This is a genomic window from Pseudooceanicola profundi, from assembly GCF_050897955.1.
In the GTDB taxonomy this organism is placed as follows: domain Bacteria; phylum Pseudomonadota; class Alphaproteobacteria; order Rhodobacterales; family Rhodobacteraceae; genus Pseudooceanicola.
Genome location: NZ_JBPAXZ010000001.1, coordinates 2,004,780 through 2,018,305, shown reverse-complemented (window position 1 = coordinate 2,018,305; position 13,526 = coordinate 2,004,780). Strand labels below are relative to the sequence as shown.

Genomic DNA, 13,526 nt, shown 5'->3' with positions numbered 1-13,526 from the left:
CTGTCCACTGACCGATTAAGGGGGCCCGATGGCCCCCTTTTTTATCGGCCGCGGGTGGCGAACCACAGCCCCAGCCCGCCGGAGCCGACGATGACCGCAAGGCCGAGGAAGGCCAGAGCATCGGGCCAGTCGCCGAAGGCCAGATATCCGACGATGATGGCCGCCACGATCTGCGAATAGATCAGCGGCGCCACGATATTGCCCGGCAGGACACGGCTGGCGATCACGACGAGGTAATTGCCCATGGCAGATCCGATGGCAGAAAGCGGAAAGGCCCAGGCGAACCCCGGCGGCAGTGTCTCGGGCCAGGCCATCAGGCCGGGAGGGGTCAGCACCAGCCCGCCGATGACCAGCTGTGACAGCAGTAGCAACCGGGGCCGCCACTGACCCGCGACGGCCCGTGTCGCGACAAGGTAAGCGCCGTGGCAACTGCCTGCGCCGACGGCAAAGACCATTCCCGGCGTCATTCCGAACCCGGGTTTGACGACGAGGATCACGCCGCAGAAGCCAAGCAGCAGAAGCGCTGAGCGGGCCAGTGATATGCGTTCCCGCAGAGCCAGTGCCGATCCGAAATAGGCGATGACCGGGCTGACGAAGAAGCCGCCGAAGACATTGGCGATAGGTTCCGTGCGCAGGGCCGTCAGGATCAGGCAGATGCCGGCCACGATCAGCCCGGCCCGCAGGATCAGCGCGGGCCGGGTGAAGGCCCGCAGATCCGCGCGGCGCAGCGCGCAGAAGGGGGCCAGCAGGGCGGCGGCCAGTGCGAACCGGCCCCAGGCGACGAAAAAGGGACTCATCCCCTGGCTCGTCATCGTCTTGCCGGCCGTATCGCCCAGCACGATACACACCATCCCGGCCACCACTATGGCGGCATATCGCAGCGTCGCGCTGTACATGGGGGCTCCTCTCCCTGACGTCCCGTTGTGACGCAGGGCGGGGGCGGGGTCCAGCCCGCCCGGCCGTCAGGACGGGGCAGGCGCCAGCGTCTGGGTCCGGGTCCTCAGCGCCCAGGCCAGCAGCAGACCGACAACGGCCACGGCCATGCCCGCCGTGCTGACATAATCGAGGCCGCGCGCCCCCAGCATCAGCCCGCCGAGGATCACGCCGGTGCCCTGACCGAGGTAGACCATCGACCCGTTCAGCGCGAAGGCCAGGGTCGCGGCAGGACCTGCCGCCTGTGCCAGCCGGGTCTGCACGATGGGGGCTGTCCCGAAGAGGGAGGTTGAGCCGAAGGCCATGGCGATGACGGCAACCGCGAGGCCGAGACCGCCATAAGCTCCGCCGATCAGCCCGGCCGCGAAGATGCCCTGCGCGACAAAGATCGTGGCGAAGAGCCAGATGAGCGGCCGCCGCGCGCCTCCCTCCACCATACGTGTCCCGATGGTCAGCCCGAGGATCGAACCGAGGCCCGAGATCATCTGCACCGCGCCGACGCCCGGCCCGGAAAACCCCGTCAGTTTCGTGACCACCGGCCCGACATATCCGATGGCGGAAAAGATCGCGGCGAAGGCCAGCATCGTCACCAGCAGGTAGCCGGTGGTGGGCCAGCGAAGGACGGCGGCGAAGGCACCTTTGGCCATGGGGGGCGGTGCGGGGACTTTCGGAACAAAGACCAATACCATCAGGCAGGCAAAGGCGCAGAGCGCGGCGGCGAGAAGGAAGCTCGCCCGCCAGCCGTAGGCTTCCCCGACGATAGAGCCGACGGGAACGCCGGACAGAAAGGCCAGAGAGACCCCGCCATAGATGACGGCCAGCGCCCGGGCGCGGCGTTCGGGGCCAACCAGCGCCACCGCGATGGTGGAAGCCATCGGAAGAGCCAGGGCGCCAAAGGCTCCGGCGAGGATGCGGAGGGTCAGCAGCCCGCCAAAGCTGGGCATCTGGGCCGACAGGGCATTCATCACCGCCATATAGGCCATGGTGGCCACGAGGATGCCCTTGCGGCCCAGCCTGCCGGTCAGGATGGCAAGGATCGGCCCGCTGATCGCACAGGTCACGGCAAAGGCCGATTGCAGCTGTCCGGCATGGCCGACAGAGACGCCGAGATCTTCGGCCATCGGTCCAAGCACCCCGGCAAAGACGAAGACACCGGTGGTAAAGGCCAGCGGTGCCAGCATGAGAGCGAAGAGTTTCATCTTCTCATCCGCCCATCGGCTGAATGAAGCAGGAGGAGGTGCCGGTGGCGAGGATCTTGCCGTTCATATCCTCCACCACGCCCTCGGCCGTCGCGATGCGGCGGCCGCGTGTCTGCACCCGTCCGATGCATCTGACCTGTCCGGTATCGGCGCGGATCGCCCGGATAAATTTGACGTCGGTATCGAGGGAGACGAACATCTCTCCCTTCGCGAGTGTCGTGTGCACGGCACAGCCAAGCGCGCTGTCGAGCAGGGTCATCGCCCAGCCGCCATGCACGATCCCCAGCGGGTTCAGGACCCCGGCCGAAGGTTCGCCTCGGAATTCGACCTCCCCCTCCGCGATGCGGGTGATCCACTGGGTCATGGTGCGGGCCATGCTCGGGGCCGGGAGGGTGCCGTCGAGGATGGCCTGCATCTGTTCCAGCCCGGTCAGGCCAATCACCTGCGACGGATCGGCAGTGCCGGTGACATATTCAGGGATTGGCGCGCGGTCGAACATGGGATAACCCTTTAATGGATGCGTATGCACATAATTCCCATGCATATGCATGGAGTCAAGTGAGGTCTGCCGGAAACATGCCCAAGAGCGATATCGAAACTGTCCCGCCCGCCCTTGCGGAATTGCTGACCGGCAGCTGCTATTGCCTTGCCGTCCGGCGGGCGTCGCGGCGGATGATCCGCCTTTACGACGCCGCGCTGGCCGAACACGGGCTGACGATTTCGCAGCTGGCCCTGCTGGCCTGGGTGCTCTATCTGCGCAAGCCCACGGTTCAGAAGGTCGCCGGGCTGATGGAGATGGACCAGTCCGCCCTGTCGCGCGGCATGGTCCCGCTGGAACGGGAGGGGCTGGTGACGGCGGCGCCCGATCCGGATGACAAACGGAAGAAGGTGCTGAGCCTGACCGGGGAAGGCCAGCGCCGGCTGGTGGCCGGGGCCGAAGCCTGGCAGCGGGCACAGCGGCAGGTGGAGGAGGAAGAGGCCCGCGACGGCATGGATATGGCCAGCCTCATGGCCCGCGTCAACGCATTGGTCGCGACTGAGAAAAAGGCAGGTTGAGCGCCTGAGACATGAAAAGGGCGCCGCAACGGGCGCCCTTCAAGGTTCGATCTGGCCTGAGGTCAGGCGGTTTCCCGCAGCTCCGGGTGTTTGTAATCCGCCAGCTGTTTGCGCAGGTTCAGCTTGGAGAACTTGCCAGTGGCCGTCAGAGGGATCGCATCGACCCAGACGATGTCATCGGGCAGCTGCCATTTGGCGAATTCGCTCGACAGGTGGTCGCGCATCTCGTCCAGCGAGGGTTTGGTGGCCCCTTCGGCGATGACGGCAACAAGGATCGGACGTTCGTCCCATTTCGGGTGTTTCACCCCAATGGCCGCGGCCTGGGCGATGGCGGGATGCGCCATGGCGAGGTTCTCAAGGTCGATGGAGGAAATCCATTCGCCGCCCGATTTGATCAGATCCTTGGCGCGGTCCTGGATCGACAGGAACCCGTCCTTGTCGATGGAGGCAACGTCGCCAGTGCCGAACCAGCCCTCGGCATCCAGTGCCTTAGCGGTGGCTTCCTCGTTCTTGAAATAGCCGGAAACGACGGTGTTGCCGCGCACGAAGAGCTCTCCCACGGCCTTGCCGTCATGCGGCAGACGCTTGCCGTCCTCGTCGACGAGCTTCAGCTCGACGCCAAAGCAGCGGCGGCCCTGAAGCGACTTGTAGTCGATCCGGGTCTCGAAGGGCTCATTTTCCATCCATTTCGGCATGATGCCATGGGTGCCGACGGGCGACATCTCTGTCATGCCCCAGGCATGGCCGACGCCCACATCCATCTTCTCAAAGGCTTCGATCATGGAGCGCGGCGCGGCGGACCCGCCGATGACAACATCGGCAAACCCTTCGGGCTTGCGGCCCTGTTTCTTGATCTCGGCCAGCAGGCCCTGCCAGACGGTCGGCACGCCCCAGGCGGAATAGACCTTTTCGCTGTCCATCAGCTTGAAGAGGCTCGGCCCGTCCAGACCCGGCCCCGGCATGATCATGTTCAGACCGGATATGATCGAGGAATAGGGCAGACCCCAGGCATTGACGTGGAACATCGGAACCACGGGCAGAACAGAGGCGCCTTCGTTAAACGTGGTGGACTGCATGACGGAGATCATCAGGCCGTGCAGTACGGTGGAGCGGTGCGAATAGAGCGCGCCCTTGGGATTGCCGGTGGTGCCGGAGGTGTAGCAGAGCCCGCAGGCGGTATTTTCGTCGAACACCGGCCAGTCGATATCGGTGGGCTGGCCTTCCAGCAGCTCTTCGTAGCAGAGCGCCTCAAACGGTGTGTCGGGCATATGGGCCCGGTCGGTCATCACGACATAGGTGATGTCTTTGGGAAGGTGGTCCTTCACCGCCGCGATGACCGGCACAAATGTCGTATCGACAAACAGCAGTTTGTCCTCGGCATGGTTCACGATGTAGATCAGCTGCTCGGCCGAGAGGCGGGGGTTGATCGTGTGGCAGATCGCCCCGATGCCGGAGATCGCGTAGTAGAGCTCCATATGGCGGTAGCCGTTCCAGGCCAGCGTCGCGACCCGGTCGCCCAGTTCGACGCCATGGGCCTTCAGCGCATGGGCCAGCTGAACGGTGCGGTCGCGCATCTGGGGAAAGGTTTCGCGGTGGACGTCTCCCTCCGTCCGGACCGAGACGATCTCGGCCCGCGGATAGGCGCCGACACCGAATTCAAGTATCTCCGACACCAGCAGCGGCTGGTGCATCATCATGCCTTTCATTGGCTTTCCTCCCTTAAAGCTTAAGAAATATGTAGTGCCTGCCCCGGGCGAGTGGAAGGATATTCCGCAGTAACCCCCCGTAAGTTTACCGCATGTCGGAATATCATCGTCCGCATGTCGGAATTAACGGCAAAAACTTGCGAAATGTTACGGATTACAATGGTGTAGGCCTGTTAAATCGTTACGTTTATCTGGACCGTCCGGCCCTGTTACGGGCCGGATTCGCTGAGGGAGGTTCATATGAAAGCGATTGTCTGTGAAGAATTTGGTCCGGTTACTGACCTGAAGTATGTGGATGTTCCGGATCTGACGCCGGGCAAAGGCCAGGTTCTGATCCGGACGGAGGCTTCGGGCGTGAACTATCCTGACGGGCTGATGGTCCAGGGCAATTACCAGGTGAAACCGGATCGGCCCTTTACGCCCGGCGGCGAGGTCGCGGGCGAGGTCGTTTCAGTGGGCGAAGGTGTCACCCGGTTCAAACCCGGCGACCGCGTGGTCTGTTCCTGCTCCGGCGGGTATGCGGAGATGGCCGTGGGCGAGGAAGGCCGCTGTTTCGCCATGCCGGAGGGGATGGATGCGGCCGATGCCTGCGCCATGCTTGTGGCCTGGGGGACCTCGCATCATGCGCTGAAGCAGCGGGCGAACCTGCAGCCGGGTGAAAGCCTTGTGATCTTTGGTGCGGCGGGGGCGACCGGCACGGCCGCAATCCAGATCGGCAAGGTCATGGGGGCCAAGGTGATCGCGGTCTGTTCGACCGAGGAAAAGCGCAAGATCGCGCTGGAGCAGGGGGCGGATCACGCCATCGGCTATGACAACCTCAAGGAAGAGGTGAAGGGCCTGACCGGCGGCAAGGGCGCGGATGTCGTCTATGACAGCGTCGGCGGGGAGGCTTTTGATGCCGCGTCGCGGTTCATGGCACCGGAGGGGCGGCTGCTGATCATCGGCTTTGCCTCCAAGACGATCCCGACACTGCAGGTCAACCTGACGCTGGTGAAGGAATATTCGGTGGTTGGTGTCTTCTGGGGTAACTGGACCCGGCGCGATCCGGCGGCCTATCTGGCGAATATGGAGGAACTGTTCGGCTGGTATTCGGAGGGCAAGATCACCCCGCTGATCGAAGGGCGCTATCCGCTGAAAGATGCCGGCGATGTGCTGGAGCGGGTGCTGAACCGTGGTGCCGTCGGGAAGATCGCTTTGGTGCCGTGACCGTCTCTGCCTGATGTTCGGATTGATGTCCCTGTCGGATGCCTCCGGCGGGGATATTTTTTGCAAGAAAAAGAAGGGGGGCGCGCCGTGTCAGTAGCCGACGCGGCTGACCATGCGGACGAGGTCGACCAGCTTGGGGCCGAGTTCGTTTTCCAGCCGGTCCTTGGGCAGGGAGAAGCCGTAGCCACCAAGGTTGAAGGCGAGCATCGGGGTGTCGGGCTGCTGGCTGCGATAGGGGACAGAGACGGCATGCACGTCGCGTTGCCAGGCGCCGATGGAGCAGTAGAAGCCCTTGGTCCGGATCTGGTCGCAGGCGTCGTGGATTCCGTCGAGGATCTGGTTCAGCCTGTCAGGCGGGGTGCGTTCGTGGATGCGCTCGATGATCTCCTTGCGCTCGGCCTCCGAGGTGCCGGCGATATAGGCCCGGCCCATGGCGGAGCGGGCAAGCGAGATGCGGGAGCCCACGTTGAGCTGGAGCGAGATCACGCCCGGAGAGCGGGCGGCGGCGATATAGGTGATCGCCATATCGTCACGGCCGCCGAGCGCGACAAGCACGCCGTCGCCGGCCTCTTCGGCCAGCTTCTGCATATAGACCTGCGCGGTTTCGCGGACCTGCATGCCGGCGAGGCAGGCGTAGCCCAGCGAGAGCACGGGCACGCCCATACGGTAGCGTCCGGTGCCTTCGTCATAGACGAGGTAGCCGGCCTTGAGCAGGGTGAAGGTGAGGCGTGAGACGGTGGAATTGGGCAGGCCCGTCCGTTCGGCCAGTTCGGAATTGCCCAGGCCCGCCTTGTCCTGCGGATGGAAGGCCCGGAGGATTTCCAGCCCGCGGTGAAGGGCCGTCACAAACTGGCGATCATTGTCGCGCTCCGTGCCGTCGGCCACGGGATCGGTATTTCTTTTACGCACTGGATCAACTCCCTCACCGCCGGCGATAGTTTAAATTCCACATTGCGGAATTACAATCAAGTCTGATCGCGCCGAAACGGGCTCCTCGTTATGTTCCTGTTCTGCTCTTCTGCTCCCCGGCTTTCTCGGCTTCTGCCAGCTCCCGCCAGAGCACCTTGCCGGAGCCGCTTTTGGGCAGTTCCGACACGATGGCGATCTGGCGCGGGCATTTGTAGGCGGCCATTTTCTGATGACACCAGCCGATGATCTCCTCTTCATCGGGGGTGGTGCCGGCAGCGGGAACGACGAAGGCTTTCACGGATTCGCCCCGGCGCGCATCGGGCACGCCGATCACGCAGGCTTCCGCGATGCCGGGATGGTAGAGCATGAGCGCCTCCACCTCGGCGGGCCAGACCTTGAAGCCGGAGGCGTTGATCATCCGCTTCACCCGGTCCGTCATGAAGTAATAGCCATCCTCGTCGTAATGGCCGATATCGCCGGTGCGGAAGAACCGCTTGCCGTCGATCTCGGTAAAGGCGGCTTCGGTGGCCTCGGGGTTCTGCCAGTAGCCGGCAAAGACCTGCGGGCCGTTCATCACGATCTCGCCGTTCTCATTGGGGCCCAGCTCGGCATCGGTTTCGAGGTCCAGGATGCGGGCATCCACATCGAAAAGCGGAATGCCGAGGCACTGCATCTTGGGCGCCTGGGTCGGGTTGATATGGGTCGCGGCGATGGTTTCCGACAGGCCGTAGCCCTCGATGAAATCGAGGCCGAGGCGGTCCTTCAGCTTGGCCGCGATGGCTTCGGGCATGGCCGCGCCGCCGCCGCCCATGGATTGCAGCGTGCTCAGGTCATAGCTGGCGAAATCCGGGGAATTCAGGATGTCGATCACCATGGTGGTGATGGACCGGAACTTGGTCACCTTGTGCCGTTCGATCAGCCGGGCGGCGGTGTCGCGGTCCCAGCGGGTCATCAGCACGATGGTCGATCCGGCGAGGATCGGCGCGTTCATCGAATTCTGCATGCCGGTGACATGGAAGAAGGGCAGAACGGCCAGCTGGGTCTCGTCCTCCGTGAAGGGCCCCCAGTGGTAATAGGCGTGGATCGTGGCCTGAACCGAGCGGTGGTAATGCGTGCAGCCCTTGGGATTGCCGGTGGTGCCGGAGGAATAGGGGATGACGCAGAGATCATCGGGGCCGGCGCGCGGGTCAGCCGGGGTCAGCGCCTCGGCCAGTGCGTCGGACCAGCGGGTGATGCCGGTGCCGGTCAGCGTGGCATCGGTCAGATCGGCCAGGGCGGCGGGCAGGCGGATGTCACTCTCGGGGTTCGCCATATCGGCATAGGCCGCGCCCACCACATGGTCGAGGTCGCCGGAAGCGATGAGCGGGCGGATATAGTCGACCAGTTCCGATCCCGAGAGCGCGATGCGGGCGCCGGTGTCGCGGGCGAGGTGTTCCAGCTCTGCCTGCCGGTTCATCGGGTTGACGGGGATCACGGCGGCATCGGCGCGCAGGATCGCGTAATAGCCAATGATCCACTGGGGGGAATTCTGCATGTAGAGCAGCACCCGGTCGCCGCGTTTCACGCCGCGCGATTGAAGCCAGCCCGCGATCCGTTCCACCGCGCCCAGCAGCTGGCCATAGGTCAGCATGCTGCCGTAGTAGTGGATCGCCTCGTTTTCCGGCGCGCGCCGGGCGGTGTCGATCAGGTTCTGGGCCACCGATTGCGCGGGCACATCGATGTGGTGGGGCAGGCCGGGAGGCCAGAATTTGAAATGCAGATCGGTCATCAGACTTTCATGCCGGGCAGGTTGAGGGAGGCCGTGTTGCCGCCATCCACGGGCAGCGCCTGACCAGTGATATAGGAGGCATCGTCGGAGGCGAGGAAACAGATCGCGGCGGCGATCTCCTCCGGACGGCCATAGCGGCGGAGCTCGCAGCGCGAACCGAGCTTGTGTTCCTTGTCGTTCTCGCGGGCGTAGTCGAAGACGCGCTTGGTCATGCCCGTCTCGATCAGGCCGGGGCAGACGGCGTTGACGCGCACGTTGTAGCCGCCCAGATCGCAGGCCGCCGTCTGCGTCAGGCTGATGACCCCGGCCTTGGAGGCGGAATAGGCATTGCCGCCCGCGCCGGAGCGGATACCGGCAACGGAGGCGGTGTTCACGATGGCGCCGGACTTCTGTTCGACCATCACGCGGGCGGCGTATTTCATCACCCGGGCCACGCCGGTCAGGTTGACGCCCAGCACCACGGCCCAGTCGTCGAAATCATTGTCCATGATCGGCTGGTACCCGCGGGAGACGCCGGCGTTATTGGCGACCGCATCCAGACGTCCCCAATTGTCGGTGACGGAGCGCACCAGCGCCTCCACCTGCGCCTCGTCAGAGACGTCGCAGGTCTTTACCATGTGATCGCCACCCGCCATGCCGGTGTCGAGCGTTTCCTTCAGCCCGGCCTCGTTCACATCGACCAGGCAGACCTTGGCGCCCTCTGACGCCATCCGACGGGCCGTGGCGCGACCGATGCCGCTGCCAGCCCCAGTCACGATGGCGACTTTCCCCTCAAATCTCACGGCATGTCCTCCCATTGCCTCAAACGATGGCACATTTGATCATGCCATTCAACGAATTTGGAATTCACTTCCGCAATGCGGATTTTACGCGGTCTGACCTTCCCAATAGGGCTCCCGCAGCTCCCGCTTCAGGATCTTGCCGATCTCGGACCGGGGCAGGTCGTCGCGGAATTCCACCTTGGACACGCGCTGAGTCTTGCCCAGCTGGGCATTGGCCCAGTCCCGGATCTCCTCGGAGTCAGCCTCGGGCCGGGCAGGGACGACAAGGCCCAGCGGCGTCTCGCCCCAGTCACGCGAGGGGATGGCGATCACGGCCACATCGGCCACATCGGGATGCTTGCGCAGCACGGCCTCCAGATCGGCGGCGTAGATGTTGAACCCGCCAGAGATGATCATGTCCTTCTTGCGGTCGAGCAGATGAAGGAAACCGTCGTCATCGAAGCGGCCCATATCGCCGGTGCGGACAAAATGCAGGCCGTCCGGGCTGACCCATGTCGCCTCCTTCGTCTTTTCGGGGGCATTGTGATAGCCGGGCATCATGGCGCCCGACCGGCCCACGACCTCCCCGTAGGAGCCGTAGGGCAGTTCATTGCCGTCTTCGTCGATCACCCGCATGTCGGCGCCGGGCTGTGGCTGGCCGACCGTGTCCCATTTGTCGGGATGGGCGGCGCAGTCCAGCACGGTGGCCGGGCCACCTTCGGTCATGCCGTAGAATTCCATGACATTGCCGGGCCAGCGCTTCATCACCTTCTCGATCACCAGTCCGGGCAGCGGGGCAGAGGTCGACATTTTGCACTGATAGCTCGACAGGTCGAATTCGTCGAAACGCGGCTCGTCCATCAGGCGCATGTATTGCACGGGCACCAGCATGGCATGGGTCGCGCGGTGCTTTTCCGACAGTTCAAGGAACCTGACGGTGTTGAACCGCTCCATCGACACGACAGTTGCGCCTTTCACCAGCGCCGCGATCACCGCGACTAGCGTCGTGTTGGAATAGAGCGGCGTCGACATCATCATCACGCCGGTTTCGTCCATTCCGTAGGAACTGGAGCGGGAGAACTGCCGCGACCGGAAGAGGTGGTCGTGGATGATCCCCTTGGGCGTGCCAGTGGTGCCGGAGGAATAGATCATGTCGAAGAGGTCGGAGAACTCGACATCGACCGGCTCGATCGGGTCGGCATCGCCGATCCAGTCGCGCAGCTTGGTCAGATCGACGATATCGGAGGCGCCGAGCTTGTCCGCTGTGTCCCGGAACTTGGGCGAGGCAAAGAGCAGCGTGGCGCCGCAGTCCGACCGCATCTTCACCAGCGCGGCCTCCGTCGCGGAGAAGGGCAGCGGCACCATGCAGGCCCCGGCATAGAGCACGCCGGCATAGAGCACGAGGTTCATCGCGGTATTTTCGGAGAGTGAGGCGACCATGCTGCCCGGCCCGATTCCCAGCGATTTCAACCGTCCCGCGACCCGCATGACGAGGCCGCCGAACTCCGCCCAGCTCAGCGTTTCCACCTCGTCCACGACGCAGGTCTTTTCCGCGTAAGTCACGAAATTCTCGCGGATTTTCGGGGCGAACTTCAGAAGCTCCTCATCTTCGATGGGCTTGGGTATAACCCGGTCTACTCCCTGAGACATGACGCGTTCCTCCTCCAGTCCTGCAGTCGGAGGCTACTCTACTCCCCGCCCCGGCAGGGTCAATATTCCGCGCATCGGAAAGTTGTTCCGCATGTTGACTCGGGTCGGAAAGCCGTGTCCATTGACCGCAAATGCGGAGGAGGAGCTGCAATGTACGACCATTTCCCGATCTCTGATCGTGCCCGGAAGATGCGCGAGCAATTGCTGCGTTTCATGGATGACCATGTCTACCCGGCCGAGAAACCTTATGAGGCGGAAGTCGCCTCCGGCGATCGCTGGGCGCATGTGGCGATCATGGATGAGCTGAAGGCCAAGGGCAAGGAATCCGGTCTCTGGAACATGTTCCTGACCCATGATGCGGGCGATTACAAAGGTGCCGGGCTGACCCAGCTGGAATATGGCACCCTGTGCGAGATCATGGGCCGTTCTTCCATCGGCTCGGAGCCCTTCAACTGCTCCGCCCCCGATACCGGCAATATGGAGACGATCTTCATGTACGGGACGGAGGAGCATAAGGCCCAGTGGCTGAAGCCCCTGCTCGACGGCGATATCCGCTCCTGCTTCGCGATGACGGAGCCTGGCGTCGCCTCCTCCGACGCCACGAATATCGAGACGCTGATCCGCCGGGAGGGGGATGAGTATGTGATCAACGGCACCAAATGGTGGTCCTCCGGCGCCATGGACCCGCGCTGCAAGATCGCGATCCTGATGGGCAAGACCGACCCTTCGGCCGAGACGCACAAGCAGCAGTCGATGATCCTCGTGCCCTTCGACACCAAGGGCGTGACGGTCAAGCGGCACCTCTCGGTCATCGGCTATGACCATGCGCCGCATGGCCATGCGGAGGTCGAATACAAGGACGTCCGCGTGCCGGTGTCGAACATCCTGCTGGGCGAGGGCCGCGGGTTCGAGATCGCGCAGGGCCGGCTCGGACCGGGCCGCATCCACCACGCCATGCGCTCCGTCGGACAGGCGGAACGGGCGCTGGAAATGATGTGCGAACGGGCGATGTCGCGGTCGGCCTTCGGCAAGCGCATCGCCGATATGGGCGTGACCAAGCACTGGATCGCCGAAAGCCGCTGCGAGATCGAACAGGCCAGGCTGCTCGTCCTGCACGCCGCCTATATGATGGACACTGTCGGCAACAAGGTCGCCCGGAAAGAGATCGCGATGATCAAGGTCGTCGCCGCCAATATGGTCCAGCGCGTGGTCGACCGCGCCATGCAGATCCACGGCGCGCAGGGCGTGTCGCAGGACACGACGCTCGCCGCCGCCTTCGCCAATGCCCGCACCATGCGGCTGGTCGACGGCCCGGACGAGGTGCATCGCGAAACCATCGCCAAGCTCGAACTCAAGCCCTACCGGAACTGAGCCATGTCCGATCTCCTGCAACTGAAGGGTAAGGTCGTCCTGATCACCGGCTCCTCCCGCGGCATCGGCCGCGCCATGGCGGAGATGTTCGCGGAGGCCGGTGCAAAGGTTGTCGTCTCCTCCCGCAAGGCAGAGGCCTGCGAGCCGGTGGCCGAAGCCATCCGCGCCAAGGGGGGCGAGGCGCTGGTGGTGCCCGCCCATATCGGCTCCACCGAGGATCTGCAGAACCTCGTCGACCAGACCATCGCCAAATGGGGCCGCGTCGACGTGCTGGTGCCCAATGCCGCGATCAACCCGGTCTATGGCCCGATGCAGGAACTGGCGGATGAGGTTTTCGACAAGATGCTCGTCACCAATGTCCGATCCATGGTCTCGCTGGCCAAGATGGTCCTGCCCGGCATGGCCGCCAATGGCGGCGGCGCGGTGGTCATCATCTCCTCTGTCGCGGCGATCAAGGGTTCCACCACGCTTGGTGCCTATGGCGTGACCAAGGCGGCAGATGCCGGCGTCGCCCGCGCCCTCGCGCTCGAATGGGGCCCCAGCAACATCCGCGTCAACGCCATCGGACCGGGCCTCATCAAGACCGATTTCGCCAAAGCCCTCTGGGAGGACCCGGACCGGATCGAACAGATCAACAGCCGCAACCCGATGCGCCGCATGGGCACCCCGGAAGAGATCGCCGGCACCGCCCTCTGGCTTGCCTCGCCCCTCTCGGGCTATGTCAACGGCCAGCTCATCATTGCCGACGGCGGCCAGACCCTGGCGTAACCCCCAGGCTTTTTCTTGCCTAAAATATCCCGGGAGGGTGAGGCGCGGAGCGCCGAGGGAGGGCAGCGCCCTCCCTTCCCCCGGCGACGGCAAAGCCGGCGCAAATCCTTTTCGTCACGCCCAAATCGCCCGAAGCCGCACCAAAACCCTTCTGTCCGGCGCGCCGATATGGAATACCTCCGTCAACAGCAGACGGAGA

At 64.0% G+C, this 13,526-nt stretch carries 12 protein-coding genes; 4 read left to right on the top strand and 8 right to left on the bottom strand.

Annotated features, from left to right (window positions below):
• Positions 1-41: 41 nt before the first annotated feature.
• The 3 genes from ACRARG_RS10100 to ACRARG_RS10090 form a co-directional block, all read right to left on the bottom strand.
• Positions 42-896, bottom strand: coding sequence for a DMT family transporter (locus tag ACRARG_RS10100; RefSeq protein ID WP_432689882.1), 855 nt, complete (start codon positions 894-896; stop codon positions 42-44).
• A 66-nt stretch (positions 897-962) separates the two neighbouring features.
• Positions 963-2,132 carry an MFS transporter gene (locus ACRARG_RS10095; RefSeq protein ID WP_432689881.1) on the bottom strand — a complete coding sequence of 390 codons (1,170 nt, stop codon included), beginning with the start codon at positions 2,130-2,132 and terminating at the stop codon, positions 963-965.
• 4 nt (positions 2,133-2,136) lie between these two features.
• Entirely contained in the window at positions 2,137-2,631 is a 495-nt protein-coding gene (locus tag ACRARG_RS10090) for a PaaI family thioesterase (protein ID WP_432689880.1), read from the bottom strand.
• Between the two features lie 77 nt (positions 2,632-2,708).
• Here ACRARG_RS10090 and ACRARG_RS10085 point away from each other — a divergent pair, with 77 nt between their 5' ends.
• Positions 2,709-3,188, top strand: a complete 480-nt coding sequence (locus tag ACRARG_RS10085) for a MarR family winged helix-turn-helix transcriptional regulator (protein WP_432689879.1) — start codon at positions 2,709-2,711, stop codon at positions 3,186-3,188.
• A 62-nt stretch (positions 3,189-3,250) separates the two neighbouring features.
• Here the strand turns inward: ACRARG_RS10085 and ACRARG_RS10080 are convergent, their stop codons facing one another.
• Positions 3,251-4,894: a long-chain fatty acid--CoA ligase gene (locus ACRARG_RS10080; protein WP_432689878.1), complete on the bottom strand. Its 1,644-nt coding sequence runs from the start codon at positions 4,892-4,894 to the stop codon at positions 3,251-3,253.
• Positions 4,895-5,134: 240 nt separating this feature from the next.
• Between ACRARG_RS10080 and ACRARG_RS10075 the strand changes: the two genes are divergently transcribed.
• Positions 5,135-6,100 (top strand): NADPH:quinone oxidoreductase family protein, encoded by a 966-nt coding sequence (locus ACRARG_RS10075; protein ID WP_432689877.1) that lies wholly within the window; start codon positions 5,135-5,137, stop codon positions 6,098-6,100.
• A gap of 90 nt (positions 6,101-6,190) precedes the next feature.
• Here ACRARG_RS10075 and ACRARG_RS10070 read toward each other — a convergent pair whose 3' ends face one another.
• The 4 genes from ACRARG_RS10070 to ACRARG_RS10055 form a co-directional block, all read right to left on the bottom strand.
• On the bottom strand, positions 6,191-7,009 hold the full coding sequence (locus ACRARG_RS10070; protein ID WP_432689876.1) for an IclR family transcriptional regulator: 819 nt from the start codon (positions 7,007-7,009) through the stop codon (positions 6,191-6,193).
• Positions 7,010-7,097: 88 nt separating this feature from the next.
• A complete protein-coding gene (locus ACRARG_RS10065) occupies positions 7,098-8,777 on the bottom strand; it encodes a long-chain-fatty-acid--CoA ligase (protein ID WP_432689875.1) in 1,680 nt (559 codons plus the stop codon).
• Positions 8,777-9,559 (bottom strand): SDR family NAD(P)-dependent oxidoreductase, encoded by a 783-nt coding sequence (locus ACRARG_RS10060; protein WP_432689874.1) that lies wholly within the window; start codon positions 9,557-9,559, stop codon positions 8,777-8,779. The genes ACRARG_RS10065 and ACRARG_RS10060 overlap by 1 nt, the downstream gene beginning before the upstream one ends.
• Before the next feature lie 84 nt (positions 9,560-9,643).
• The gene (locus ACRARG_RS10055; RefSeq protein ID WP_432689873.1) at positions 9,644-11,188 is read right to left on the bottom strand and encodes a class I adenylate-forming enzyme family protein; all 1,545 of its coding nucleotides are present in this window, start codon (positions 11,186-11,188) and stop codon (positions 9,644-9,646) included.
• A gap of 150 nt (positions 11,189-11,338) precedes the next feature.
• Here ACRARG_RS10055 and ACRARG_RS10050 point away from each other — a divergent pair, with 150 nt between their 5' ends.
• Together ACRARG_RS10050 and ACRARG_RS10045 are read left to right on the top strand one after the other, a co-directional pair.
• The gene (locus ACRARG_RS10050) at positions 11,339-12,559 is read left to right on the top strand and encodes an acyl-CoA dehydrogenase family protein (RefSeq protein WP_432689872.1); all 1,221 of its coding nucleotides are present in this window, start codon (positions 11,339-11,341) and stop codon (positions 12,557-12,559) included.
• Positions 12,560-12,562: 3 nt separating this feature from the next.
• Positions 12,563-13,327, top strand: coding sequence for an SDR family NAD(P)-dependent oxidoreductase (locus ACRARG_RS10045; RefSeq protein WP_432689871.1), 765 nt, complete (start codon positions 12,563-12,565; stop codon positions 13,325-13,327).
• Positions 13,328-13,526: the final 199 nt, after the last annotated feature.